Here is a 24,798-nt window from a genome sequence, read left to right as displayed (position 1 = left end):
TCCCGGCGCCGCCGCACCCGACGCTGGCGCTCCCGGCGCCGCCGCACCCGACGCTGGCGCTCCCGGCGCCGCCGCACCCGGCGCTGGCGCTCCCGGCGCCGCCACAACCGGCGCCGGCGCTCCTGACGCCGCCGCCGCTTCAAACACCGGCGCTTCCGAGGCTGGCGCTTCCGAGGCCGGCCGGCAGTCGCCCGACGATTCGCGCTGACCCGCGTCCGGCGTCCGCCCCGTGCCGGCATCCCACGCGGGGGCCCGGACGGCGAGCGGCCCTCCGCGCTGCCGACGCGGAGGGCCGCCCTCACCGGGGGATCGGTGCTACCCGAGAGACGTCTGAGGTAGTTGCGACCAGATTAGCCATGAAGGGCGCTAGTTGGGAAGACTGTCCATTTCCCGCGACCTGCGGGCCTCCCGCCGCACCGGCAGGGTCACCAGCAGCAGCAGGCTCAGCAGCACGTACGTGTTGCGCACCAGGAACTCGCCCGGCGAGTCCGTACGCACCGGGGCGATGCCCCAGTCGTGGAAGGTCACCACCCCGTACACGATGAGGGCGGAGGTGCCGACGGCGAGTGCCGCCAGCAGACGTCGCCGACGGGCGCCCTCGCCGGTCGTGGCGTCGGCGCTCAGCGCCGCGTCCGTCAGCACGACCACCGCCGGGATGAACCAGTAGATGTGGTGGGTCCAGGTGATGGGGCTGACCAGCGAGCCGACCAGTCCGGTGAGGGCGAGGCCGGTGAGCGTGTCCCCGGCGCGGGCGGCCCGCGCGGCGCGCCACAGCCCGTACCCGGCGATGGCCGCCACCAGCAGCAGCCAGAGCAGCTGGTGGGGCTTCTCCGGTGCGGTGATGCGGCTGAGCAGGCCGAACAGCGACTGGTTGCCGGTGTAGTCGGTGCGGCCGACCCGGTCGGTCGCCCACAGCTCGTGGGTCCAGAACCGCCACGAGTCGCGCGGCGCGACCGCGGCGGCGAGCAGGGTCGCGGCGGCGGCCGTCGCGCTCGCCACCGCCGCCGCCCGCCACCGCCGGGTGGCCAGCAGGTAGACGATGAAGATGCCCGGGAAGAGCTTGAGCGCCGTCGCCAGCCCGACGCCCACGCCGGCCCACCGGCTCGCCCGGGGTACGGCGAAGAGCAGGTCCGCCAGGATCAGCACGACCAGCAGCATGTTGATCTGACCGAAGGTGATCGTCTCGCGGGTGCTCTCGACGGCCAGCACCAGCAGGACCGCCACGGTGAGGCTGAACACACGGGGCAGCCCGTGCCGGGCGATCACCGGCGCGAGCAGCCACCGGGTCGTGACCACCACCGCCAGTCCCGTCAGGACCGTGAAGATCGCCACGGTGGCGCCCAGCGGCAGCAGCGCGAACGGGCGCAGCAGCAGCGCGCTGAACGGTGGGTAGGTGAAGTAGAGCTCGCCCTGCACCCGGTCGGGCTGCACGTAGTCGTAGAGCGGGTTCCCGGCCGCCCACCAGTCCATCGCGCGCATGTAGATCTTCAGGTCGAAGAAGTCGTGCACCATGCCGGGCAGGTAGAGCGCCGGCAGCACGGCGGCCAGCGCCAGCAGGGTGACGAGCCGACGGACCGTACGGCCACCGGGATCGTCGTCGGTGACGGCGGGCGGTGCGGCGGGTTCGGCTGGCACGGAGGAAACCCTAGCGGTCACCGCGTGCCCCGGTGCGCGGGCGCGCGGCCGGGTGGGCTGCGCGTAGGCTGTCCCGGTGGCTGATCTTCTCGTCTGGATCGACTGTGAGATGACCGGGTTGGACCTCGGCAGGGACAAGCTGATCGAGGTCGCCGCGCTCGTCACGGATCCCGACCTCAACGTGCTCGGGGACGGCGTCGACGTGGTGATCCACGCCGACGAGGCGGCGCTGGAGGCGATGCCCGAGATCGTAACGACGATGCACGCCAAGTCGGGGCTGACCGAGGAGGTCCGGCGCTCGACGGTGACCCTCGCCGAGGCCGAGGACATGGTCCTGGACTACGTGTCCAGCCATGTGAAGGATCCGCGTACGGCACCGTTGTGCGGCAACTCGATCGCCACCGACCGGGGCTTCATCACCCGGGACATGCCCCGCCTCGACGCGCACCTGCACTACCGGATGATCGACGTGTCGTCGATCAAGGAGCTGTGCCGCCGCTGGTACCCGCGGGTGTACTTCGGCCAGCCCCAGAAGGGGCTCGCGCACCGGGCCCTGGCCGACATCCGGGAGAGCATCCGGGAGCTGGAGTACTACCGGCGGACCCTCTTCGTGCCCCTGCCCGGGCCGGACGTGGAGACCGCCAAGGCAATAGCAGCCGGACTCTGAGCCGCCGGGCACAACCCGCTCGGCGGAACCCGCTGGACGCGGCGGGCGGGGGTGGGGCTATTATTGGTCCGCACCCCGCCCGGGGCGATCGACCGGGCGTGGATCCATCGGGTGTGAACGGCATGGTGGCTGTAGCTCAGTTGGCAGAGCACCGGGTTGTGGTCCCGGTTGTCGTGGGTTCAATTCCCATCAGTCACCCGGTGACCGAAGGCCCCCTCCTCGCGGAGGGGGCCTTCGGCGTTTCCGGCTCAGGCGGTCGGGGTGGCCGTGGGCGCGCCGCTCTGCTCCGGGGTGGCCTCGGTCGGCGGCTCGTACGGCAGGGCGCTGCCCTTGACGTACTGCTCCCAGCTCATGTTCCAGTCGGTCCAGCCGTTGCCGTTCTGGAGCTTGCGCTCGGTGCCCTTGACGGTGATCGGGTCGCCGACGCGGGTGTTGGCGAACAGCCAGGCGCCGTTGGCCATCGAGACGTTCACGCAGCCGTGCGAGACGTTCACCCGGCCCTGCTGCCCCTCCGACCAGGGCGCGGCGTGGATGAACTCGCCGCCCCAGGTCAGCCGCTGGGCGTAGTCGATCTTGGTGCGGTAGCCCTCCTCGGGGCCCAGCTCCTCGAAGGTGTCAAAGACCGTCTTGCGCAGCTTCTCGATGACCACCATCGTGCCGCTGGAGGACGGGGTGCTCTTCTTGCCGAGGCTGACCGGGATGGTCTTGATCACGGAGCCGTCCTTCGTGACGGTCATCCGCTTGGTCTTGTTGTCCACCGTCATGACCACCGCCGGGCCGACCTTGATGCCGACGCTGAGGTCCGCCCGGCCGTACCAGCCGCCGCCCAGCGGCAGGCCGCCAGCCTGGACCCGGTAGGAGACCGTGCTGTTCGTCTTCCAGAACTCCTTCGGGCGGTAGCGGATCTCGGTCGGGCTGACCCAGTGCCAGATGCCCTCCTGCGCCGGTACGGAGGTGACCGTCATCCGGCTCTGCACGTCGTCGCGGTAGTCCTCCGGGACGGCCCGGCTGAACTTCACGATCAGCGGCATGCCGACGCCGACGACCTGGTCGTCACCCAGGAAGCTGCTGATCCGGACCTGCTTGCCGGGCTTCGCCATGGTGGTGAAGGTGCTGGTCGCCGTCGCCGGTCGGCCGTCGTCGCCGGTCGCGGTCACCGTCGCGGTGTACGTCTCGCCGTACTTCAGCGCGCCGGCGGGCAGCCAACTCTTGCCGTCGGTTGCCAGCTCGCCCTCGACGGCCCCACCGGCGGAGTCCTTCAGCTCGACGCTGGTCTGCTCCGCCTCCGTCGCCGTGAAGGTGATGCCGGTGGACGCGGGTACGTCCTTCGCGTCGGCCTTGGGTTCGACGATGGTGGCCGCAGCCTTCGGCGCGGCGGGCTGGTCGTCGCCGTTCTGCCAGCCGCCCGAGGGCTTGCCCCCGCCGCCGTCGGTGCAGGCGGAGGCCAGCGCGAGCGTCACGGCGAGCACCGCCGCCGCGAATCCACGGCGTCGTCGACCCCGCCGGTCGTCCCCGTGCCGGATCAGCTGGTCCTGGACAGCTCGCATGATTCCCTCACAGTCGTGGTCCCCGGTTGCCCATCGTCCCTCACTGACGCACCGGGGCAGGTACCCGTTCCGCAAGGTGAACCGAAACACGCGGTACGAGATGTCCGAATGTTGATAAGATCCGAGGCTTTACCGAGGCTCGCTCGCCTCTCCCGGCCCGCCGTAGTACGTGCCGGCAGCGGGCTCCCGGGGCGTCGCCGGCGTCGCGGGCCCGGAACGGCGGCGCGGCAGGGCCACGAAGACGGCGACCGGCCCGCGGGTGCGGGCCGGTCGCCGGATCGTCGGTGGGCGTGCCTCAGAAGGCCGATCCCTCGCCGGCCTCCGGCACCGGCACCGCGCTGCCCTTGACGAACTCGGACCAGCTCTGGCTCCACGCCGTCCAGCCGTTGCCCGGCGTCAGCTTGCGCTCGGTGCCCTTGATGGTGATCGGGTCGCCCACCTTGGTCTTCCCGAACAGCCAGCGGGCGTTCGCCATGGAGACGTTGACGCAGCCGTGCGAGACGTTCTGCCGGCCCTGCACGTGCTCCGACCAGGGCGCCGCGTGGATGTACTCGCCGCCCCAGGTGAGCCGCTGGGCGAAGTCGATCTCCGTCACGTAGCGGTTCGCCGGGTCCGGATCGTCGCGGGTGTCGAAGACCGTGGACTCCTTCTTCTCCATCACGACCATCGTGCCGCTGGAGGAGGGGGTCTTCTTCTTGCCCAGGCTCACCGGCAGGGTGCGGACCACCTGGCCGTCCTCGTACACCGTCATCTTCTTGGTGGCGTTGTCCACCTGCATCTCGAACGCCCGGCCGATCTTGGCGGTCGCCGCGCGGTCGACGTTGCCGTAGCGGCCGTTGCTCAGCGGGATGCCGGCCAGTGCGATCCGCACGGTGAGCGTGGTGCCGGCCTTCCAGTACTCCGGCGCGCGGTAGTAGGCCTGGGTGCCGTTCTCCACCCAGTGCCAGGCGCCCGGCTGCGGCGGATCGGTCTGCACGAACATGCGCTTCTGCACCGCCGCCCGGTCCTTCTTCGGGATCCCCGGGTGGAACTCGGTGACCACCGGCATCGCCACGCCGTAGGTCTTGTCGTCGAAGAGGTAGAGGCCGGAGCTGATCACCGACTTGGGCTTCGCCATCGTCGTGAAGGTGCTCTTGCCCTGGCTGGTCGTCCCGTCGGAGCCGGTGGCGGTGACCGTGGCCGTGTAACGGGTGCCGTACTTCAGCGGCTTCGACGGCACCCAGGACGAGCCGTCGGCGCGCAGGCGCCCCTCGACCTGGCCGCCGTTGGCGGCGGCCAGCGTGACGCTGGACACCTTCCCGCCGCCGGGCACCTCAGCGCTGATCTCGGAGCTGACCGGCCGGTTCTTCCCCCCGTCGGCCGGGCTCACCGTCAGCGGCGGACCGCTCGGCGCGGCCGGGGTGCCCGGCTCGGCCGCCGTGCCCGCCGCACCCGGGGTGGCGGACGTGGCCGGCGCGGTGCCGCCGACGAACTCCGCCTGCTTCTTCTGCTCCGCGCCGCAGCCCGTCAGAGCCAGCGACGCCACCAGGCCGAGGGCGCCCACCATCGCCCCGGCCCGCGCGAACATGCCCATCCCCACCTCTGTTCTCGCGTACCTGGCGCACATCGTGCCGCATGGTCGCCGCTTGTCCGCCCCCTGTCCTCGTCCGCCCGGCCGTTTCGTCCACGAATGCCCGGTAAGCTCGGCCGAAGGGGGGAGCCGGGGATCGGATTGGAACCCCCCTCGGGAGGCATGCTAATCTTCTCCCCGTTGCCAACGAGCGCCGCTAGCTCAACTGGCAGAGCAGCGGACTCTTAATCCGCGGGTTCGGGGTTCGAGTCCCTGGCGGCGCACAGGTGATCAATGCTCTGGCCTGGTGGTTCTTCACCAGGCCAGAGCCTTTTTCATGTCCCTGGCGATGGCTGGGTGCTCGGTGGGTGATCGGGAGCGGTGGGACCGTTCCGGCCGGCGGTGGACGCGGTGCGGTGGTCACGGACGCGTGCTCTGATGTGGCCGCAGTCCGCGTGTGGTTCTCGCCGGGCGGGCTACCGTAGCGCGTCGATGGCGCGGGACTGCTGGTGTCACCCTCGGTGACGACCGTGATGGTGGCTCCGATGCGGCGGTGAGCCTCCACCGGGCCGGCGAGGCCGCTGTATGGCGGGTGGTGCGAGGCGGGCAGTCTGGCCTCAAAGATCAACTCGCCGCGGTCCGGTTTGCCTCCATCGTTACCTTTGCCCTCAGCTCTTCGGCCGGTTCTCTGAACAGTGATCTCCAAAATCGCCCCCAAAACCCCGGTTTGGAGACGAGGGATGCTTGCAGAGCCCGCCAGTGCTTCGCCCGATGCTCCGGAAGAGGCTCGTCCTGGGCCTCGGTGATCTCGGTTGCGCTGCTCCGAGGCGGTTCCTCTGACCACCCTCCGTTACCGGTCGGCGAAACTGGCTGTCCGGCTGTCGGTGTCTGGGGGGATCATCACAGGATGGGTGACGACGCGGCCTTGCGGCGGTTGTCGCCGCGGCGGTGGCGGATCTTGTCGTTCCTGGCGCAGCATGCTCTGGCGTCGACGATGGATGTGGCCCTGGTCTGTGACGTGTCGCGGCTGACGGCTCACCGGGACCTGGTCTGGTTGCACGAGGCGGGGCTGGTGAGCCGGCAGCGCTCGGAGGAGGACCGTACCCACACCTGGTGGTACAAGCCGACCGGCGAGGGGACCGAGCGGCTCCGCCGTGATTTGGCGGCCTCGGGGCGGTCGGTGCCTCTGCAACTGGGCCGGCGGCACCCGAGCGCGTCGGACGATCTGCTGTTCCTGCCGCTGGTCGAGGTGGCGCGGCGGAATCCGGGGCGGTGTGAGCTGTTCCAGTGGCTGGCGACGATGGACACCTCGGCGTGGCTGCGCCAGCGCGACCTGGCGTACCTGCGCGCCGACGGCTATGGCGTCTGGCTTGAGGACGGACGGTGCCTACGGTTTCTGGTGCACGTCGACCGTGGCCCGGTAGGCGAGGTAGTCGCCGAACACGAGAAGCGGACGTACGGGCTGGGCGGGCTGCTGGCCGGCTACCGGCGTACCGATCCGGTGGTGCCGGTCGGGGCCGTGTTGGTCGTCGCCCAAGACGCCGAACGAGAGGAGCAGTTGCTGGCCGGCCTGGTCCGCGAGCCGCTGCGGGCGCCCATCGCCACGACCAACAGGAACATGTTGTATCGGCACTGGCCGAATGAGCAGCTTTGGCGGGTACCGGGCGAGGACGAGCACCGCAGCCGACTGATCGAGATCGCCGGCTGAAATCGAAGGGCGGTCCGACGTCGACCAGCATGAGTCGATCCGAGGAGACTCGGAGTGGCGTCAGGTGGCGGCGACTCGTCGGACGCGCTCATCTGTCGAGAAGAGGGCAACCGATCATGCCAAAGCCGGGAGCAGCGCGCCCGATCCAAACCCGCAAGCTGCTGCGATAGGTGTCGTCCCGCGTCGGCCGCGAAACGTATCGCTCGCCTGACGCACCGAATATGCCCGCGAGCGCCAGTGGCGCCCGTATTGCGCACGCATCCAGCAGTTGGCGTTAGGGGTGATCGATCACCGAGTGCCTGGTAACAGCAAGTGCAAGGGGTTGAACCGCTTCGTGTAGGATTTCGCTGTGACGCAGATCGTGTAGCGTCGAAAGGGGTGAGGTATTGCGGCCAGCAACCGTGACAGAGTCAGTGGTGGCCATAGCCGACCCCCTCCTTTCCGAAATTGAGCGCCGCATAGCGATTACGCCGACCGAGCAAGCCGAAGCCCAAAGGCGGCTGGATTATTTGGTTTCAACCCTGGCTGAAGAATTCGAAGGGGAGGTGTATGTCAATGGCAGCATAATACACGGTGACGGAATCACGCCCTTGAACGATATTGATCTAGGCGTGATTTTCGGTGAGCCGACAGCATCGCGCGAGAGATTTGGAAGCCCAGCGAGCCTGGTCGGCGCCATTAGTCGAGAGATCGAAGTTCGGGCGCGGTCCCGCGGACTTCATATAGCGACAAGCCTACTAGCTCAAAAGCGTGCAATCGTCATAACGTTCGGCGAACACGAGGGCGCCGCGAGCCACAATTTCACCGCCGATGTCATAGTGGCTCTCGAATATCCAGATGGACCGGGCATCTTGGTTCCGAATCTTCAATCTGAGAGCTGGGACCGCTCGGATCCGATGGCTCACACAGAGATGATTCTGCAGGCCAACCGCGTAACCGGATTTGCGTTCAACAAAATCGTGAGGCTTGTCAAGCACTGGAATCGCGCAACGGGAAAGCCTCTGTCGTCATGGAATATAAAGGCATTAGCTCTAGGCTGTATCACTCATCCACTATCACTCACTCAAGGAGTGCAAGTCTTCTTCGGTCACGCGGTGGAGTCGCTAGAGAAAGGATTAACGCCAGATCCTGCGGGAGTGGCACTTCCTGCCAACCTTGAGCTTCCGCGACCTCAAGTCATGTCTCGCCTTCACGATGCGCATGACCGTGTGAACGCCGCCATCTTATGCGCGACACGGGACGATGTCTCAGGATGGCGTGAGTTGATTGAAGAGGTTTTCCCAATTCCAGAACCGGCCCCATAGCCCACTAGACGTTGAGGCAGTGGAAAGTGTGCACGACTTCGTCAGACGCTCGGCCGGCGTATCGACGCTGGGCGCAGCTTAAGGTGCTTGAAGGTAGATCATGACTCGACGGCGCAAGGTAGGCACGCGTCCTCAGCTCAAGGAGACCGAGAAGAGGCGCGTCTGGGTTCGCTCTGGCGGGAGATGCGCTATCTGCAATAGGGACCTCCTGGACGGGAACTTAACCTCGGAACCGGTGTCGCTTGGAGAATTGGCTCACATTGTAGGTCAGAAGAACTCGCCGGAGTCGCCTCGAGGGCTTGCTCCCTATTCCGTCTCGAAGCGCGACCTAGCGGAGAACATACTGCTCGCTTGTGGCGACTGCCACGCGGAGATAGATGACCCAATTTCTATCGACTTGTTCACCGTGGAGAAGCTTCGACAGGCTAAACGCAACCACGAGGAACGCATCAAGCACGTGACCGGTCTCGGGTACGACCGAAGAACTGTCGTTCTGCGAATGGTTGGCATGCTTCGAGGGCGGCCTTTGGAACTATCGCAACGAACCGCCGTTGAGGCCGTCATCGCTTCCAGTGATAGGTTCCCATATTTCAAGCTGTCTTATGACAGGGTTGGGGTGGAAATAGATCTTCGTCGGCTTGCTGGAGAGTCGCCGCCCACTGGCGCAGGGAGCGGCCGAAGAGAACTCGCACCGACATCCGAGTACTACGAAGCCGCTAAATCTATCATCGATGAGACAATCGATGGCGTTCTCAACGATGGATTACAGAAGGGCCACGTAGGACACGTGAGTGTATTCGCCTGGACGAGACTTCCTCTCCTGGTATATCTGGGAAGGAAGTTGGGCGATGGTTACACAGTTGACTTGTATCAGCGGCATCAAGTTGAAGACTCCTGGGCCTGGGCACCCGGCCCCTTGCGACCAGTCGAATTTACGTTCGATACTCCACCTGCTTCAGATGGAGCAGAGGGAGTTCTACTGGCGAGCGTGTCGGGAACGGTCCACGAGAGTGAAATCCCTAGTAGTCTTCGCAACCTCCCCATCTTCCGAATCAGCGCAGCTGGAGAAAAAGCGGCCGGTGGCATCATTGACTCTAAAGCGACCCTTGCCGCATTTAGGAAGACTCTCCGCGAATTCTTTGGCAACCTCGAACGCAGCCACAAGAACGTCACGCGATTGCACTTGTTCGGCGCTCTACCTATGTCTGCTGCCATCGCTTTGGGACGGGTCCGCGAAGTGGCAATCCAGCCGGCCATAGTAACCTACGACCGAGTCGAGTACGGGGTCTATGAGCCAGCGATAGAAATTCGCTAGCCTACTTTAGTAAAGCCAAGGTCCGCCTGCATTTTCTGCCGAGGGGAGTTGCCGGGCGTGCAGGCTCAAACCCTCGGTGACACGCCAACTGATCCTCAACTGCGGGATGGCTTCATCTGGAACTCAAGCTTCCGCTTCAGCCCATGCCCCCAGCCATAGTCTTTGGTCCTCCGCTGGGCGCGACCGAGCACGATGCTCGGCGCGATGCCCAATTGGTCAGCAAGTACGCGCACGGCAGCGATGTCGCGCGTGCGCGGCAGGCGGTGCTCGAACGAGGGTGGGATGAGAACATTCGAGGCATATGTGTTCGCCTCTTCCTCGGCAGCGTTCTGCTCGCCGTTTATATAGAGGTCTTTGTCGCCATGCAGGAGGACATGTCCGAGCTCATGGAAGAGAGTGAACCAGAGCTGATCGTCGCTCTTCCAAAGAAGTGAGAGCTGGATGACGGGGTGTCCGCTAACCCATCGCGTGGCTCCATGGATGCCCAGTCCCGGCACGGCCGGGATGAAGCAGAGCACGACGCCGATCTCACGCAAAGCCGTGATGGTCTCCTCGATCGCGGCCACTGGCTCCTGCCTTGTGAGCGCGCGGAGCCTGGGTATCAATGCCACTAGCCCTGGTCGGTCGAACGCGGGGACGTCGCGAAGGCCGTCATGGTGACGCTCCGCCAGCGCCAACCAGACTGCGAGCGCCGGCGCATTCTCCCGCCTCGCGGCGGCCCGGCGATACGCCACGCTCCCCCGCGTCCACGTGGCCTCAAAGGCTTCCAGGCTCGCCACGCCAAGCACGCCGAGCAACTGCCGGACGGTGTCCGCCCGCTCTCGGGCTGGCGCAGTTATGAAGCCCCATTTGCGTAAGTAAAGAAGCGGAAACTCCTTGGCTTGCTCGTGCTGCGCGTCGAGGTCAGCGCTTGCGGCCTCACGAGCGAGGGCGTCACGATAGCCAGACTCGTACATGTTCCACAGACGCGAAGGGATACCTGTCACACGTTCTAGCGCGAGAGCAAGAGGATGCGACAGCGGCGCCTTGCCGCTCAGCAGCTCGCTGACATGCTTGGGGGTCACGCCTAGACGGCGTGCCAACTCGGCGGCGTTAATGCCTTCGTCCTCCATCCACTCGGCAATGAAATCGCCGGTGGTGACGACGTAATCCAGTGTGGTGGACATGTTCCGCTCCTATCCTCCTGGATCCCTAGTGGTAGTCGACGATCTCGACTACGACAACCGTGTTCACTTCGCGCTGTTCGGGCCGTACGATAAGTCGCCAGTTCGCGGTTAGCCGTGCCGACCACTGTCCCGCGCGATCGCCCGTGAGCTCCTCCCAACGACCCGGCCCGTCCAACACGTCCGCGATCTCATCGACGTAGGTCAGCTCGGCAAGCCGGAGCTTCAGCTTCTTCGCGACATTCGCACCGTAGGTGGCCTGCATCCGACGTTCGTCGGTGCAGACCCGCTTCAGGTCTCGTGTCGCGTAGTCGAGCCGCATGGCCTTATGTTACCTAAATCGTAACACTGGCTTGAGGGGGGTGGTAGGACCATCGTGGTGACCTCGGACGCCTCTGCGCCCGATCCACTCGGAGCCACCGCCGATTTGGGTAAGATCGTCCATCTTGAGCGCCTTGTCCGCTTACTGCCGCCGCTGCAACGCACGATTCAATCACCTCGCCACATGCTCATCAGGCGTCCTCTTCTGGCTCCCCTCTGTGTCAAGACACCGCCGGGAGGAGAGTTCTATCCTGGGTCTCGGCGGGTCCGGGAAGTGACTTCTCCGAAGAGCCGGCTGGGGGATGAGAGTCGGTCACGCTGGAGCCAGTAGTCGTTCCCCGTTGTCCTCCCGGGCCCGCCGCCACGGCGGCCGCGTCGCTGATCATGCACCGGTGTCTTCACCCCCGGTCGGTGAGCGCCCGCACATGCCGCTGATGGACTACGTCGGGACGCTGCAGGGATCCCCGGTGGTCGAGTCACTGGGGGCGCGCCAGCGGCGACTCGCGTAGGGCTGGTCTCCTCGACCGGCCATGACCTATTCGGTGAGGCGGGCACCCTGCCAGCCTGAGACACGTAGTACGGGGATGGTGTCGAGATGATCTTGACGGAGGTTTGGTCTGATGATGCTGGGCGGTCGTTCTCGGTCGGGTGCGCAGGCCACCACCTCGTCCTGAGTGATTGCGAAGTCGACGCTGAAGTCATGGCCCGCGCGGGGTAGCTCCTGGTCAAGAAGTTGGGTCTGGTGGATCGTGGTGGCGATGGCGGTGTGCGTGGTGACGAGTCCAGCCTCGGTGAGAAGGGCGATCTCCAGGTCGGAGTAGCCGGCGCCCTTGCCGACCCGTACGCCGCCCCGCCGGCTGACAGCGACGCTGCCGCACACGATCAGGTCCACCGGTCGCATTTCGTCGGGGCCGACTGTGGGGGCAATCTCCGGCGCGCCGGTGCTCGTGGCGGCAGTCTCAAACGAGACCGTCAGAACCGTCGGGTCGAGCAGGTAGAAGGGTTTGGGTGTGGCGAGTCGCGGTACCGCCATGTAGAGCAGCTTGCCTTCTTGAAGGGCGCGTACCCGGACGGGCAGTTGGGCGCGGTCGGGGTTGCACTTGATGACCCGCGCCTGCTTCCAGACATCCAACTCGGCGAGTCGGGCTGCGGCATCCTCCTTGCCGGTGAAGTCGGGGATGTGGCCGTGGACGCCGGGTGGGGCGGCGCCTTCGCGTTCGAGTAGGTCCCAGACGTGTTGCCGGACGGCGTGCTTGGCCTGGTCGATGTCATCGAGTCTGGTCACGTTGGTGCTCCTACGGGGCCATGAGGGTGAGGAGTCGGTCGTCGACGTCCTGGACCAGGGGTTCGTCGCGCCAGGGGCGCAGTTGCCGGGCGGCGGCGAAGGCGAGGGTGAGGCCCCCGCCGGCGCGGGTCCTCTCGATGACGTCGACGGCTTGGTGCAGGTAAGACGTGGCGGCCTCGACGTCGCGCTGGAGGATGCTTGCGAGAGCGAGGTTGCCGAGGACGACGGCGGTGGACTTGCGGCTTGTGGCGATCAGGTGTCGGGCGGTCTCCAATGCCGGGATGGCCGCGTCCGGCTTGCGTAGGAACAGCCAGCAGGAGCCGGCGAGCCGCGCGTGATGGCTGGGGCAGAAGAGGGCGGCGGCTGGGTCGTCTGCGTCCACGCTGGCGAAGTGAGCCTCGGCCGCGGCGAGTGCGTCGGAGCAGTCGCGGGCCTGGCCGAGCATCGCGTGCGCCTCCGCGCGGTGCAGCTGGGCGAGGCCGGCGACGACGTGGCTGTCGCGGTGGCTGACGGCGGCGGCGTGCGTGGTTAGGGCGAGGCCGACGGTCGGCTGCCTGGTGCCGTAGAGGGCGAGGTAGCTCTTGCGGAGCAGCGCGTTGGCCTCGGTGACGACGTCGCGTGTTTCCCGGGCGGCGCTGATCGCCTGGTCGAAGTACGTGACGCTGGTGGCATGGTCGCGGCGCTGGGAAGCGTCCCAGACGAGTTGACCCATCAGCGTCGCGGACTCGGCGACGGCTGGTGCCAGTTCACGCCGAGCCGGCCCGCTGCTGTTTCTCTGCAGGAAGGTCGCCTGACCGTGCAACTGCCCGGCCTCGGCGAGCAGGAGTGTCGAGGGCGTGCGGTCGTAGCGTTCGTCGAGGTGCCGCACGCGTTCCCGCAGGTACGCGACGGCGACCAGGTCGACATGGCCGGGGTGGCGCAGGACGTAGCCGAGGCGCTCGTCCGGCGGTGACGGCGGTTGGCCGGTGTCGGTCAGGAGGTCGGCCAGTTCCTCGATCGACAGACTGAGAGCTGCGGCGAGGTGCGGTCGGTGCCAGGGCTGCGGGTCGGTTTCTGCCCGTTCCCACCGGACGACGGTGGAGCGGTCGACGCCGAGGGCTTCGGCGAGGCGTTCCTGGCTCAGACCGATTGCCTTGCGGCGCTGGGCCAGCCGGTGCCGGCGCTTGCCCGCCACGTGCCCGCTCCCTCCGCCGCCGGTCATTACGGATCCATTCATCCAGCTCACGCCCTTCGGCGCAATGGGGATGCGTCAGTTCTGCGCCGTTGCCGCGCTGGGAACCGGCTGCTCCCGGCGGTTGTCTGGACGCATGCGCGGCCACTCCAGGCCCGAACCAGCGAGCGGGGGTACGAGGTGAGCATCGGCAAGCGCGATCGCACCGGGACATTTGCCGAGATGGTTGGTCTGGATCATCGGTTGCTATCGCCGCAGTGCACTCCCGCTCGCGTGTGGGTGACTCCCCGTTTGCGTACCGCCATGAGGGCTGCGTGGGCGGGTGATTGGCGGTCTGCTCCCGACCGCCGCCGTGTGGCGGTGGGCTCGCCTTTCCCCCGGCGGGCCCGCCGCTCTCTGGGACGAGGCCCGGCGGGGGAGCGGGCATGACGGTGTACGTCTCGCGTAACGCGACGACCGGTCGGCCGTGGCATCCCGGCCCGCCTGCGCCTGCGGTTCCGCAGGCGCAGGTGGCGGATCCGTCGCTGCTCACCCACGTGTGGCGTCAACTGTTCGAGCAGCGGGCCCGAGAGAGCAACCGCCCATGACCGACGAGCAGCCGCGCCGCGTCCCAGCGCACCGCCTCACCTCCGGGCAGAGGGAGCACCTATCGCTGCGTCCGCTGTGGCTGTGCCGCACCTGTGGGCAGCCGTGGCCCTGCGGCCGCGCCAAGCTCAATCTCCTGGCCGAGTACGACGGCAGCCCGGTCAGCCTGTTCCTTTACCTGGCCGGCTGTCTCCACGACGCCATCGACGACCTGCACAAGCTCAGTCCCACCACGACGGGCACCGCCGCCGATATGTTCGACCGGTTTCTCGGCTGGCCCGCCCGCCACACCCGGTCCTACCGGGTCACCACGACCGGCCTCGCACAGGCCGAGGAGACAAGACCGTGAGCGGCATCGGTGTCATCAGCGCCGTAGGGCGGCCGGCGACCGCCGGTACGTTCCTTACCCTCGTCGCGCAGCCCACCGCCTTCTGCAACCTGGACTGCACCTACTGCTATCTACCCGACCGGAGGCCCCGCCGCCTCATGACCATTCCGGTCGCGGAAGCGTGCGCCGCGTCGATGGAGCAACTGAACTGCGAGCGCACCCGCTGAGGGCTGGCCGGTGCGGCACGACCTCCGCTGTCCCCGTGACGAGGCGAAACCGTCGAACAGCCGTGCGGGGTGGCGTGCCCACCCCGCGCCCACACAGGTTGAGGACACATGCGTACCACCACGATCGGCGACGTGAAGGTCCTGCTGCCGAACCTCGAACCGGACGACCTCGACACCACGACGGACCTGGACGGCGGCCTCACCGAGGCCCTCGTCGAGGGCGCCGCGTGGCACGGCTCGCACCTGGAGGACGCCCGCATCCGGAGCAGTCTGATCACCGGCGTGGACCTGAGCGAGAGCACCTGGGAAGCCGGCAGCCTCTACGGCTGCGAGATCACCCACACCGACTTCTTTGGCGCAACCTTGACCGGCATCACCATCGAACGCTGTGCGATCACCGGCTCCCGGTTCACCGGCAGCAGACTCACCGACGTACGCCTCAAGGACGTCCTGTTCGACGGCTGCCGCTTCGACTACGCCACCCTCCAGCGCGTCACCGCCGCCGGCTCGGTCGCGTTCACCGACTGCACTCTCACCAACGGCGCGTGGTCTTCCTGCCGACTACCTCGCCTGGTGCTGCGGTCATGTGACCTCGCCGGCCTGGAACTGGACTCCTGCCACCTCGACGGCACCGACCTGCGGGGCAGCCGCCTCCCGGGCCTCAAAACGCCGCTGGACAACCTGCAAGGCGTCACCCTCAGCGAGGACCAACTCCCTGACCTCACCCAGCTGACCGTCGCCGCCCTCAACCTCACCGTGCGCAACGACTGAAGCCGAGGAGGCATCGTGCTCGCTGAACCCACTGGCAGCCCGGACACAATCCTCGTCTGCATCCGGGGCAACTCCGGCTCGGGCAAGAGCAGCATCGCCCGCGAGCTACGACGCCGGCACGGCCGGGGCTGCGCTGCAGGACTACCTGCGCCGCATCCTGCTGCGCGAGCGGGACAAGCCCGGCGGCGCGGCGCCGGCGTTGATCGGGCAGACCGTTCGGTTCGCGCTGGACCACGGCTATCACGTGGTGCTGGAGGGCATCATGCACAGCAGCCGCTATCGGGGCATGCTGACTGCCCTGCGGGACGGCCACCGCGGCCGGTCGCTGTTCTGCTATCTCGACGTGTCCCTGGCCGAGATCCTGCGCCGGCACCTCATGCGCCCGCAGGCTGGTGAGTTCACTGCCGAGCACATGAGCGGCTGGTACGCCGCCCATGACGTCCTGGGCTGGCAAGGCGAACTTCTCCTACCGGAGACCACCACCCTGGTCGACGCCGTCGAGGCCCTCGCCGCTGCCGCCGGGCTACCCCAGACTGGACGCGACGACGACTTGCTTCCGAGCGTTCCGTCCCCGTAGAGCAGCCAAGCCGGCTACCGGTGTCGCCGTTCCGGCGCACCGTTCGCCCACGTCGGTCCGAGTGGCTAGACAGCCGTCAAGCACGGTGACTGCCCTGGCATGGGGCTCGCCCTACCGCGCCTGCATGAGCCAGCTCTCAATGACTGTGAAGTCTTGCTCGGTCAGCCCGCGACGTGGGTCGACCCGATGCAGCAGGGCCGGGGCGTGGTGATGAGTCGATACCCACTGCTGATCGGCGTGGGAGATCTCGTCGTCGATCCAGACGAAGGGGCGTCCGTGCGCCCATTCGACCAGCCCACGGGTCTTCCAGTGCAGGACGCCAACCTCGTCGGAGTCGGGCCAGTCCACGACTGGCAGGGTCGGTAGCCCGAGCAGGGGTGCGAGCACGTCGTTCGCGTCGCTCATCCAGGTCGTCGCCCACACCAGGTCACATGGCAGGGCCTCCAGCCGGCGGCCGTGTTCCGGATCGACCCTGTACAGCAGGGGGTGGGCGTCGGCCGGTAGGGCCGGTGCCTGGGTGTGGCCATGCGGCATGCCCGGCTGAGCGGCCATGTGTGTGCCGAGCGGGATGAGAGTGCCGTCCACGTCAAGGAACAGCAAGGGACGCGGCGCAGGGGCGGACATGACTTAAGAGGCTAGCCCTCACCCCGCCAACGGCTACCTCCGCGCTTTCCCAAGGCCATTCGTCTCGCTGCTGCGCCGTGCCGACAGGCGTGCGCCACCGACGGCGACCACGGCAGGGGCGGCGCCGGGGTGTATCTCACCGGATCCTTTCCGCTCCGGCGGCGCCGGTGACCCGACCACGCCAGCAACACCACATTCCACACCCTCAACCAAGGAGTTCTCGTGCTTTCGCCGACACCTTCACCTACTGCCGTAGGCATTGACGGTGACGAGTTCCGGCTTGATCCCCGTTCGGGGGTCGGGCTTGGCGTCAGCGTTGACGTCAGTCTTCAGCCGGACCCCCGAACCGACCCCCTGTTTCCTCTCACACCGCAGGTGAGCGCGTCTGTCAGCGTCGTCGGCTTGTCCTGCGACAGACCCTGCCTGGTCTCGGGTCTCTCCCCCTGGGGCTGGCATTCCCTACCCGGGAAGGAGGTGGTAGCCGGTGGATGATCCGGTCCTTCGGGTCCAGTCCCAGCTGACCGGCCGTGACCGTGTGCTGCTGGGCTGGTTGTACGACCACGGCGTGCTGACGTCGTTCCAGCTCGCGAACGCCTTGTTCCCGTCGTTGGACTTCTGCCAGCGCCGGCTGCGGACCCTGTACCGGTTGCGGTTGGTGGCCCGGTTCCGGCCACAGCGGGCCGACGGCGGCTCGTACCCGTACCACTACGTCATCGACCAGCTCGGCGCCGAGGTCGTCGCGGCCAGCCGGGACGAACGCCCACCGCGGCGGGATCACGCCCGGGTGGAGCGGCGGCGGTGGACCTCGACCCGCAGCCTCGCCCACCGGCTCGGGGTGAACGGTTTCTTCACCGACCTGGCCGGGCACGCCCGCACTCATCCGGGTGCCGGCTTGGTGGAGTGGTTGCCGGAGGTGGTGTGCCAGCGTGCCGGGACGTTCACCAGCCGGCAGGATCCGGGGCTGGTGCGGGCGTATCAGCCGCGGGTTCGCCCTGACGGCTACGGCCGGTGGTTCGAGAACGATGTCCAGGTGCCATTCTTCGTCGAGTACGACACCGGTGCCGAGCAGTTGTCGATCCTGGCCGGCAAGGTGGACGGCTATCAGGAGCTGTTCGGCACGATCGAGCGGGCGTGGCCGGTGCTGTTCTGGCTCCACTCGGCCGCCCGCGAGCGCAACCTACGCCGCGTGCTGGCCGACGTGCCGCTGTCGGTTCCGGTGGCGACCGGGGCCCGCGACCACGCCGCGATGGCGGGCCTTGGCCCGGCTGGGGCGGTGTGGGCCGTGGCCGGCGAGGAAGGGCAGCGGCTGCGGCTGGCAGATCTGGCCGGATACGCCGTTGACGTCTCCAGCCGGGCGGGTGAGGCCGCGTGATCGGCGACGGCGCGACGGGGGCGGACAGTACCTCTGCTGCGGATCGGACAGCGAGTGCTGGCGTCTGTCACGGATCTGTCGCGAGCAGTTCGGCCAGTGCTGACAGATCCGTGAGAGCCCCGGACGTCCGCTCCCGCAGCGGCCGGGCCGCGTCCCCGTCCGAAGTCCGCAGCGGGCGGTACGCCGTCGGCGTCCGGTCCCCGTCCCGACGGTTGTCCGACGCCGGGCCGGTCCGCCAGCCGGTCCCGCCTCCTGCGACTGCCGGACGGACCGGAACCCAGGTCCGGGGCGAGGAGGTGATGGGCCACGACAGCGCCGATCCCTGACCCGAACGGCAGTCCGCGCGACAGCCGCGCCGAGGGCGTCGTCCAGGTCGTCATCATGCTGGCCATTGGTGGCGCAGCGGGAGCGGCCAGCTTCACCCATGTACACAACGTGGCTGCCGCGCACGGCCAACCCGGCTGGCTGGCCTGGGCCGACGCGATCGTCCTGGAGATGATGTCCATCGCCTCCGGCCTGGAACTGCGCCGCCGCAAACGCGCCCACGCCTCCACCGTGTTCCCGGCCACTGTGCTGGCGTGCGCGGTCACCCTGTCGCTGGCGGCGCAGGTCGTCGAGGCCGAACCCTCGATCATCGGCTGGGTCGCCGCCGCCGTACCCGCGCTCGGATTCCTCGTCATGGTCAAAATCGCCCTCGGCCGGACCAGCACCGCCACGCCCGCCCCTGCCGTGGAGGTAGTGGATTACCAGCCGGATGAGTCAGGGCGGATCGTTGCGGACGGCGGACCAGGCGAGGAGACCCGGTCCGCCCTCACGACGGAGGAGCGGTCCAGCATCAACCGGACCGTCCGCGCACCAGATGCGGGTCGTCGACGTGGCGGACGGGACCGGCAGCGGCGAGCGGATCGGGGACCGTCCGCGCAGCCGTCCGGCGATGTTGGCGAGCTGCTGCCGGCGGCGCGAAAGGTCCGGGACCGGCTCGCCGCGGACGGGCGGGCACTGACCCGGGCGGCGCTCGCCGAAGCCCTCCGCGCTGCCGGTCACACCGTGTCCAACACCCGAGTATCCGAACTGCTCAAGACCCTCAAGGCCGAGTCGTCGGCACCACCCGAGCTGATCGTAGAACCGGTCATGTCGACCAACCCGACGCCATCGCCTCTGTCACCGGAGCGGCCAACGGTGGCGGAGCAGCCACCCCTGCGCCGGTCGACCCCGACGGGAGCACCCCGCTCCTACCGCACAGCCATCCATCTCATAACCAGGAGAAGCCTGATCATGAACAGCCCCACGAACCACGGTGACAAGAACACCCGCACCACGACCGACAGCACCACCACCGCGCCCGCCGTCGGGGAGGTGTGGACGATCGAGCGCATCCGTGCCCTCGGCGTGACCACCACCCTCGCCACCACCGCGTCGGTGCTCGGGATCAGCCGGTCCCAGGCGTACCGGCTCGCCGCCACCGACCAGTTCCCCGTACCGCTGATCCGGGCCGGCAGCCGCATCATCGTCCCGGTCGCCGGCCTTCTCCAGCTCCTGCTGGTCGGGGACCCCGCTTCGACCGACGACCACCGACGACTTGATGCCGACGCGAAGGTGAGCGTGGATGCGATGACCCCGCCACCAGCGGATTCCACCCGGCACCGCTGGCGGCACCATACGAAGCATCCAGGAGACGATGAGTGAAGGGATCCACCTTCAAACGCTGCGGCTGCCGCGACAGCGTCACGGGCCGGCGACTGGGACGCTCCTGTCCCCAGCTTCGCCGGCCCGGCGGCGGCTGGTCCCGCACCCACGGCCACTGGCACTGGCAGATCGAAGTCCCCGCCCGCGCCGACGGCACCCGCCGCCCACTCCGACACGGCCCCTACCTCACCCAGGCCGACGCCGACGCCGTCCTGGACCGCATCCGCGCGGTGCTCGCCGTCCCCGACCCCACCGACCCGCACGCCACCGTCAAGACCGGTGACTTGATTGAGGCCGCCGTCAAGACCGGCGCGCCCGTTCCCAGCCCGGATCAGGTCCGGCGGGCGCTGCACCTGGACATCACCCCCACCGAGCTGCCCACGATGGAGGTGTATCTGACCGACTGGCTCGCCGGGCGCAAGAACATCAAGACCGGCACCCTGCGCTCCTACGAAGGGCACATCCGGCTGTACCTCATCCCACACCTCGGGCACCTGCGTATCGACCGGCTCCGCCCCGGCCACATCGACGCCATGTACGACGCCATCGCCGAACGCAACACCACCATCGCCACCCTGCGCGCCAGCCGCGACCCCGCCAAGCGCGACCAGGTCAAGAACCAGCGGATCGTCGGCAACCGGACCCTGCACGTCATCCACGCCACCCTGCGCAAGGCCCTCAACGACGCGATGCGCCGCCACCGCTACATCGATACCAACCCCGCCCTCATGGTCGAACTACCGACAGCCCGACCACCCAAGCCCACCGTCTGGACCGACCAACGCGTCCGCACCTGGCGCGACACCGGCAAGACCCCAAGCGCCGTCATGATCTGGACGCCCGAACACACCGGCAGATTTCTCGACCACACCCACACTGTGAACGACCGGCTCTACGCCCTCTATCACCTCATCACCTTCACGGGCCTGCGCCGAGGGGAAGCCTGCGGCCTGCACTGGGACGACCTCGACCTCGACGCAGCGACCCTCACCGTCCGCTGGCAACTCGTCCAACACGGCTGGGTCACCGCCATCGACACTCCGAAAACCACCGACAGCGAAGCCGCGGTCGCTCTCGACACCGAAACCGTCGCGGTGCTGCGCGCCCATCGCACCCGGCAACACCGCGAACGCCTCGCCGCCGGTGCTGCCTGGACCACCACCGGGCTCGTGTTCACCACGCCCGCCGGTGGTCAGCTCCACCCTGCGGACGTCACGGACCACTTCCACCAACTGGCCACGCAAGCCGGGCTGCCACCCATCCGGCTCCACGACCTCCGCCACGGCGCCGCGACCATGGGCCTTGCCGCCGGCGTCCAGATGAAAGTCATCTCCAACCGACTCCGCCACTCCAGCCCACACTTCACCGCCAAGTTCTACGGCGACGTCCTACCCGAACTCTCACACGCCGCCGCCGAAGCAACGGCCGCCGTCGTCCCGCGCCGCCGCGGCGCGACAAGGCCGGCGTAATCCACACTTGTCGGATGGTTCTCGGTAGCGCTGGGCCAGCCGGTCGACCCGCCGGCTGACCCAGCGCTATTAGCGACTTGATCTTCGCAATCCTGGGACACAACCTCCCGGTACAGTAGTAACCGCCACGCAGATACCTGACAATAGATCGCTTTCCAGCGCCGGAAGTCATCGATAAGATCCGTCGGTGCCGCTGACTGTCTCTCTCCGCGAGCTGACCAACAGCTACGTTCGACTCCGGGACGCTGCCGAAACGAGCCCTCCGCCGGTGAGTCACCTACTACGCTTCTACTCCGTCGAGTGCGGGTTGAAGGTTTTGGCACTCAAGGACCGGAACGTGAGTTCCACCGCCCAGCAACAGGAACTCATCACGCATGATCTGCGGCAGCTGGCGAAAACCCTCAAGCTGAGTGCCTCCGCCTATCGGAACCTGATGAGCTGCCAACGCCCCGCAAAGGGGGGATTCAGCCATCCACCGGTAGCGGCCAAGCAACTCCACGAGGCGTGGCGGTACGGCGCGGAGCTTGATCCTGAGGACGAGAAGCGGACTGTGGCAGGCTTGACCACGCTCGGACAACTCTGCGCAGAAAGGATCGGGCGGTGATCGATCGGCCTGTCGCCCCCCTACCCGCCCACCCCGATCACCTCTTCACCTGGTTGGACGTCAACGAGTACTTCGCCGATCTTGCGCGTGAAGGCGGCTGGCCCCACTGGCTGCACGAGGTCGACGCGTACTGGGACAGTGCCCGCTTCGTCGTCGACTCGACGGTGTCTACGGACGAGGTCTGGACCTGGCTGCGAGACGCACTCGGGCCTTTGACCGTCGAGCCCGACCGTGGCGTGCTGCTGCTCGACGACACTGGCCCGGACGGCCCCCAGCGACCGCTCGCCATCGAGATCGAGGCCGCTGGTGAGGTGCCCCCGGCGGAGCGTCGACCGCGCTGGAACGACCGCCGGGTGGTCTCCGACCTGGCCGGTGCCCTACCCGCACCACGTTCAGCCCTGCCGCACGACGTGTCCATCGTCGCCTTTCACTCGTTCAAGGGCGGGGTCGGCCGCACCCTCCACTGCGTCGCCACGGCTCGACGTCTCGCCGAACTCGGCCGGAAGGTACTGCTGGTCGACGCCGACCTCGAAGCACCGGGGATCACCTGGATGGTGGCCGACTCGACGCGCATCGACTTCGCCTATGAGGATTTCCTCGGTCTGATACACGGGGCAACCGATGCGACGTACGTCGAAGCCATCAGCTTGGGTCGGAAGTTCCTAGCCAATCAGGAGCTGGATGGCGTGGTGGTCATGCCCGCCCGTCGCAACCACCTGCGGGTTGCCCCACCCCGCATCGAGCCGGTTGATCTACTCACCACGGACCGCGACCCCTACGTGCTAACCGAAGCCCTGGCCAAGCTGGGGCACGCGGTCGGCGCGGACACCGTACTTGTCGATCTGCGGGCAGGATCGAGTGAGCTGAGCGCACCCCTGCTGCTTGATCCCCGAGTGCTCCGGGTCTTCGTCACCACCATCAGCGACCAGTCGGTCCGAGGCACCCGCCAGATCCTCCGTGAGCTCAGCCGTCGTGCCCCCAGTCAACAGCCTGGCGACCCGGACTGTGCGCTGCTCCTCACGCAGTTCCATGCGGTGGACCACGGTGATCGGCTGGCGGACGTGGTGGCCGAGCTGAGGGACGGCGCACTCGAAGTGTCCGGCCGGGCTGGCGAGCTACACGACGATCTGCCTGCGGCGGACGCGGCGATTCCGCTAATGACAAGCCGCTTCGAACCTGGTCTACTCAACCTTCCTGCCTCCTGGGACGAGGTGGTGGAGCTCATCGCTCGCCTGCGTCTCGCCGATGTGGTTACCACCTTGGTCGAGGCGCTGCCCGTCGCTGCTACGAATGCTCACGCCCGGATCGAGGTCGAGCTGGCCTCGGTGGAGGAGGCGAGGAACCACCTCGCCAGAGTCGCCGACGCCATGATCTATGCGGAAGGGTCCGCCGAATCGGAGTTCCTCACCACGGACGCTCTCCGCAATCTCGCCGAAGCCCATCGGACGGAACTGCCGGTGGAGATCGTCATCGGCGGCAAGGGGGCCGGCAAGACCTTCACGTTCATGCAGCTGTGCCAGCGCCCCGACTGGGCGTCCTTCGTACAGGCCGCCGGAGTGCCCAACGCCTCGCTGACCGTGCCGACCGTGCCGGTTCTGGCCTCCACGAACCTGCTGCCCGCTGCGGCGACAATGCTCGATGAGCGACGGTCGGCGGCGGCGTGCAGCCTCAGTGGCCGGGAGCCGGTGAACCGTGGGGCGATTCGGGACATGATCGACGAGGCTAAGGCGCAGGAACTGACCCAGGTCGGTTGGCGTCGGGTGTGGCTGGCATGTTTCGCCCGTTCAATCGGTCTGGGCGCCGACCCCGCTACCGCCGAAGAGATCCTCACGGCGTTCGCCCGTGACCACTCCGCGGTCTTCGTACTCGACGGCCTTGAGGACCTGTTCCCGTCATTCGCCGACAAGAGCCGGGAGCAGGACGCCCTCCAGGCGCTTCTGGTCGGTTGCCCGGAGTGGCTTCGCACCTTGCGCGGTCGACCGCTCGGCCTAGTGGCGTTTGTCCGGCGGGATCTGGCGTTGGCCGCCATCCGGCAGAATCCCGGCCAGTTCGAGAAGCGGTACGAGAAGTACGCCCTACGCTGGAACACCGAGGAGGCGCTGCGGCTGGCAGCGTGGGTGTGCCACCGGGGCAGGAGCCTCCCGGAGGTCTCCGGCGAGGACGTCCGTACCGCTACGGAGTCCCGGCTCTCCCAGCTGATGTCGGCCATCTGGGGCGAGAAGATGGGCAGTGCCAAGTCCAAGGAGGCCCGGTCGGAGGTGTGGTTCTTCGCCGCGCTCTCCGACTTCCGCGGACAGATCCAGGCCCGGGACATCGTCGCCTTTCTCGCCAAGGCCGCGGAGGAGTCGGTGGGAGCCGACCCGCGCTGGTCGGATCGGATCCTCGCCCCCACCGCCATGCGCAACGCCCTCCCCAAGTGCAGCGAGCAGAAGATCGACGCGATTCGGCTGGAGAATCCACCGGTGAAGAAGCTGCTGGACCGGTTACGGGACCTTGACGTGGACCAGAAGAAGGTGCCGTTCCGGCTGGAATCCGTCGGCCTCAGCAGCGAGGAGGCGCGGCTGCTGGATACGAATGGTGTCGTGTTTCGGGAAGGTGACCAGTACTGGATTCCGGAGATCTTCCGGCACGGGCTGGGCTTCTCGGTGCAGGGTCGGCCGAGAGTGGTGGCGATGGCGAAGGTGGTGCGTCGCCGGAACGACATCTCCGGTTGACCAGCATCACCTCGCCTGTGCGGCTCAACCAGACTTCCAAGGCCAGCTTCGTCCATTGTGGATTGCTGGTGGCGTGATCGTGTGGAGTTGGGGTAGATCCAGCGGGTTGAGGTGTCCCGACGGTAGTGGTCTGTCCGCGCGGGGGCGGGCGGAGCGGGAGGGGGTGCGGCGGCAGG

The 24,798-nt window shown here is 67.6% G+C and carries 20 protein-coding genes, 2 tRNA genes and 3 pseudogenes; 17 read left to right on the top strand and 8 right to left on the bottom strand.

The window, feature by feature from the left end:
* Nucleotides 1-366 precede the first annotated feature (366 nt).
* The gene (locus F6X68_RS15015; protein WP_151454866.1) at nucleotides 367-1,635 is read right to left on the bottom strand and encodes a glycosyltransferase family 87 protein; all 1,269 of its coding nucleotides are present in this window, start codon (nucleotides 1,633-1,635) and stop codon (nucleotides 367-369) included.
* A 76-nt stretch (nucleotides 1,636-1,711) separates the two neighbouring features.
* On the opposite strand from F6X68_RS15015, the gene orn reads away from it, so the two are divergent.
* Nucleotides 1,712-2,302, top strand: coding sequence for an oligoribonuclease (orn, locus tag F6X68_RS15010; RefSeq protein ID WP_151454865.1), 591 nt, complete (start codon nucleotides 1,712-1,714; stop codon nucleotides 2,300-2,302).
* Between the two features lie 125 nt (nucleotides 2,303-2,427).
* Nucleotides 2,428-2,500, top strand: a tRNA-His gene (locus F6X68_RS15005).
* Between the two features lie 50 nt (nucleotides 2,501-2,550).
* Here the strand turns inward: F6X68_RS15005 and F6X68_RS15000 are convergent.
* Nucleotides 2,551-3,849: an Ig-like domain-containing protein gene (locus tag F6X68_RS15000; protein WP_151454864.1), complete on the bottom strand. Its 1,299-nt coding sequence runs from the start codon at nucleotides 3,847-3,849 to the stop codon at nucleotides 2,551-2,553.
* Between the two features lie 295 nt (nucleotides 3,850-4,144).
* A complete protein-coding gene (locus F6X68_RS14995; protein ID WP_151454863.1) occupies nucleotides 4,145-5,422 on the bottom strand; it encodes an Ig-like domain-containing protein in 1,278 nt (425 codons plus the stop codon).
* 187 nt (nucleotides 5,423-5,609) lie between these two features.
* On the opposite strand from F6X68_RS14995, the gene F6X68_RS14990 reads away from it, so the two are divergent.
* The 4 genes from F6X68_RS14990 (at nucleotide 5,610) to F6X68_RS14970 (ending at nucleotide 9,725) form a co-directional block, all read left to right on the top strand.
* Nucleotides 5,610-5,682, top strand: a tRNA-Lys gene (locus F6X68_RS14990).
* Between the two features lie 623 nt (nucleotides 5,683-6,305).
* The gene (locus tag F6X68_RS33535) at nucleotides 6,306-7,106 is read left to right on the top strand and encodes a helix-turn-helix domain-containing protein (protein WP_225852218.1); all 801 of its coding nucleotides are present in this window, start codon (nucleotides 6,306-6,308) and stop codon (nucleotides 7,104-7,106) included.
* A 416-nt stretch (nucleotides 7,107-7,522) separates the two neighbouring features.
* Nucleotides 7,523-8,410: a nucleotidyltransferase gene (locus F6X68_RS14975; protein WP_192581413.1), complete on the top strand. Its 888-nt coding sequence runs from the start codon at nucleotides 7,523-7,525 to the stop codon at nucleotides 8,408-8,410.
* 235 nt (nucleotides 8,411-8,645) lie between these two features.
* Entirely contained in the window at nucleotides 8,646-9,725 is a 1,080-nt protein-coding gene (locus tag F6X68_RS14970) for an SAVED domain-containing protein (RefSeq protein ID WP_192581412.1), read from the top strand.
* Between the two features lie 95 nt (nucleotides 9,726-9,820).
* Here the strand turns inward: F6X68_RS14970 and F6X68_RS14965 are convergent, their stop codons facing one another.
* The 4 genes from F6X68_RS14965 to F6X68_RS14945 all read right to left on the bottom strand — a co-directional run bounded on the left by F6X68_RS14965 (nucleotide 9,821) and on the right by F6X68_RS14945 (nucleotide 13,668).
* Nucleotides 9,821-10,891: an ImmA/IrrE family metallo-endopeptidase gene (locus tag F6X68_RS14965; RefSeq protein WP_151454859.1), complete on the bottom strand. Its 1,071-nt coding sequence runs from the start codon at nucleotides 10,889-10,891 to the stop codon at nucleotides 9,821-9,823.
* 25 nt (nucleotides 10,892-10,916) lie between these two features.
* Nucleotides 10,917-11,210 carry a type II toxin-antitoxin system RelE/ParE family toxin gene (locus F6X68_RS14960; RefSeq protein ID WP_151454858.1) on the bottom strand — a complete coding sequence of 98 codons (294 nt, stop codon included), beginning with the start codon at nucleotides 11,208-11,210 and terminating at the stop codon, nucleotides 10,917-10,919.
* 534 nt (nucleotides 11,211-11,744) lie between these two features.
* Nucleotides 11,745-12,494 (bottom strand): 5-formyltetrahydrofolate cyclo-ligase, encoded by a 750-nt coding sequence (locus F6X68_RS14950; RefSeq protein ID WP_151454857.1) that lies wholly within the window; start codon nucleotides 12,492-12,494, stop codon nucleotides 11,745-11,747.
* A gap of 10 nt (nucleotides 12,495-12,504) precedes the next feature.
* Nucleotides 12,505-13,668 (bottom strand): helix-turn-helix transcriptional regulator, encoded by a 1,164-nt coding sequence (locus F6X68_RS14945; protein ID WP_225852217.1) that lies wholly within the window; start codon nucleotides 13,666-13,668, stop codon nucleotides 12,505-12,507.
* A gap of 422 nt (nucleotides 13,669-14,090) precedes the next feature.
* Between F6X68_RS14945 and amcA the strand changes: the two genes are divergently transcribed.
* The 5 genes and pseudogenes from amcA to F6X68_RS14925 all read left to right on the top strand — a co-directional run bounded on the left by amcA (nucleotide 14,091) and on the right by F6X68_RS14925 (nucleotide 16,153).
* Complete coding sequence (gene amcA / locus F6X68_RS33530; protein ID WP_192581411.1) at nucleotides 14,091-14,252, top strand: multiple cyclophane-containing RiPP AmcA; 162 nt, start codon at nucleotides 14,091-14,093, stop codon at nucleotides 14,250-14,252.
* A complete protein-coding gene (locus F6X68_RS14940) occupies nucleotides 14,249-14,599 on the top strand; it encodes a hypothetical protein (protein WP_151454855.1) in 351 nt (116 codons plus the stop codon). Before amcA ends, F6X68_RS14940 begins: the two co-directional genes overlap by 4 nt.
* A pseudogene (locus F6X68_RS14935) lies at nucleotides 14,596-14,787 on the top strand (radical SAM protein); the annotation flags it as partial. The gene F6X68_RS14940 and the pseudogene F6X68_RS14935, both read left to right, overlap by 4 nt.
* 126 nt (nucleotides 14,788-14,913) lie before the next feature.
* Nucleotides 14,914-15,576 (top strand): pentapeptide repeat-containing protein, encoded by a 663-nt coding sequence (locus F6X68_RS14930; RefSeq protein ID WP_151454853.1) that lies wholly within the window; start codon nucleotides 14,914-14,916, stop codon nucleotides 15,574-15,576.
* 15 nt (nucleotides 15,577-15,591) lie between these two features.
* Nucleotides 15,592-16,153 (top strand): annotated as a pseudogene (locus F6X68_RS14925) (kinase).
* 111 nt (nucleotides 16,154-16,264) lie between these two features.
* Here the strand turns inward: F6X68_RS14925 and F6X68_RS14920 are convergent.
* Nucleotides 16,265-16,777 carry an HAD domain-containing protein gene (locus F6X68_RS14920; protein ID WP_151454852.1) on the bottom strand — a complete coding sequence of 171 codons (513 nt, stop codon included), beginning with the start codon at nucleotides 16,775-16,777 and terminating at the stop codon, nucleotides 16,265-16,267.
* 484 nt (nucleotides 16,778-17,261) lie between these two features.
* Between F6X68_RS14920 and F6X68_RS14915 the strand changes: the two genes are divergently transcribed.
* From F6X68_RS14915 to F6X68_RS14890, 6 genes and pseudogenes are all read left to right on the top strand, one after another.
* Nucleotides 17,262-18,149 (top strand): replication-relaxation family protein, encoded by an 888-nt coding sequence (locus F6X68_RS14915; RefSeq protein ID WP_151454851.1) that lies wholly within the window; start codon nucleotides 17,262-17,264, stop codon nucleotides 18,147-18,149.
* Between the two features lie 381 nt (nucleotides 18,150-18,530).
* Nucleotides 18,531-19,450 (top strand): annotated as a pseudogene (locus tag F6X68_RS14910) (DUF2637 domain-containing protein).
* On the top strand, nucleotides 19,425-19,835 hold the full coding sequence (locus F6X68_RS34860; RefSeq protein WP_151454850.1) for an AlpA family transcriptional regulator: 411 nt from the start codon (nucleotides 19,425-19,427) through the stop codon (nucleotides 19,833-19,835). The pseudogene F6X68_RS14910 and the gene F6X68_RS34860 overlap by 26 nt, the downstream one beginning before the upstream one ends.
* The gene (locus tag F6X68_RS14900) at nucleotides 19,832-21,304 is read left to right on the top strand and encodes a site-specific integrase (protein WP_151454849.1); all 1,473 of its coding nucleotides are present in this window, start codon (nucleotides 19,832-19,834) and stop codon (nucleotides 21,302-21,304) included. Before F6X68_RS34860 ends, F6X68_RS14900 begins: the two co-directional genes overlap by 4 nt.
* A gap of 187 nt (nucleotides 21,305-21,491) precedes the next feature.
* Entirely contained in the window at nucleotides 21,492-21,908 is a 417-nt protein-coding gene (locus F6X68_RS14895; protein WP_151454848.1) for a hypothetical protein, read from the top strand.
* A complete protein-coding gene (locus tag F6X68_RS14890) occupies nucleotides 21,905-24,622 on the top strand; it encodes a ParA family protein (RefSeq protein ID WP_151454847.1) in 2,718 nt (905 codons plus the stop codon). The genes F6X68_RS14895 and F6X68_RS14890 overlap by 4 nt, the downstream gene beginning before the upstream one ends.
* The last annotated feature ends 176 nt before the right edge of the window (nucleotides 24,623-24,798 follow it).

The organism is Micromonospora sp. AMSO12t, from assembly GCF_008806585.1.
Classification (GTDB): Bacteria; Actinomycetota; Actinomycetes; order Mycobacteriales; family Micromonosporaceae; genus Micromonospora; species Micromonospora reichwaldensis.
This window is presented reverse-complemented; position numbering and strand designations above follow the sequence as displayed.

Coding starts and splice junctions, on each gene's coding strand:
- F6X68_RS15000 (WP_151454864.1), bottom strand. CDS start 3,849: ATGCGAGCTGTCCAGGACCAGCTGATCCGGCACGGGGACGACCGGCGG.
- F6X68_RS14995 (WP_151454863.1), bottom strand. CDS start 5,422: ATGGGCATGTTCGCGCGGGCCGGGGCGATGGTGGGCGCCCTCGGCCTG.
- F6X68_RS33535 (WP_225852218.1), top strand. CDS start 6,306: ATGGGTGACGACGCGGCCTTGCGGCGGTTGTCGCCGCGGCGGTGGCGG.
- F6X68_RS14965 (WP_151454859.1), bottom strand. CDS start 10,891: ATGTCCACCACACTGGATTACGTCGTCACCACCGGCGATTTCATTGCC.
- F6X68_RS14960 (WP_151454858.1), bottom strand. CDS start 11,210: ATGCGGCTCGACTACGCGACACGAGACCTGAAGCGGGTCTGCACCGAC.
- amcA (WP_192581411.1), top strand. CDS start 14,091: ATGACGGTGTACGTCTCGCGTAACGCGACGACCGGTCGGCCGTGGCAT.
- F6X68_RS14940 (WP_151454855.1), top strand. CDS start 14,249: ATGACCGACGAGCAGCCGCGCCGCGTCCCAGCGCACCGCCTCACCTCC.
- F6X68_RS14930 (WP_151454853.1), top strand. CDS start 14,914: ATGCGTACCACCACGATCGGCGACGTGAAGGTCCTGCTGCCGAACCTC.
- F6X68_RS14920 (WP_151454852.1), bottom strand. CDS start 16,777: ATGTCCGCCCCTGCGCCGCGTCCCTTGCTGTTCCTTGACGTGGACGGC.
- F6X68_RS34860 (WP_151454850.1), top strand. CDS start 19,425: ATGAACAGCCCCACGAACCACGGTGACAAGAACACCCGCACCACGACC.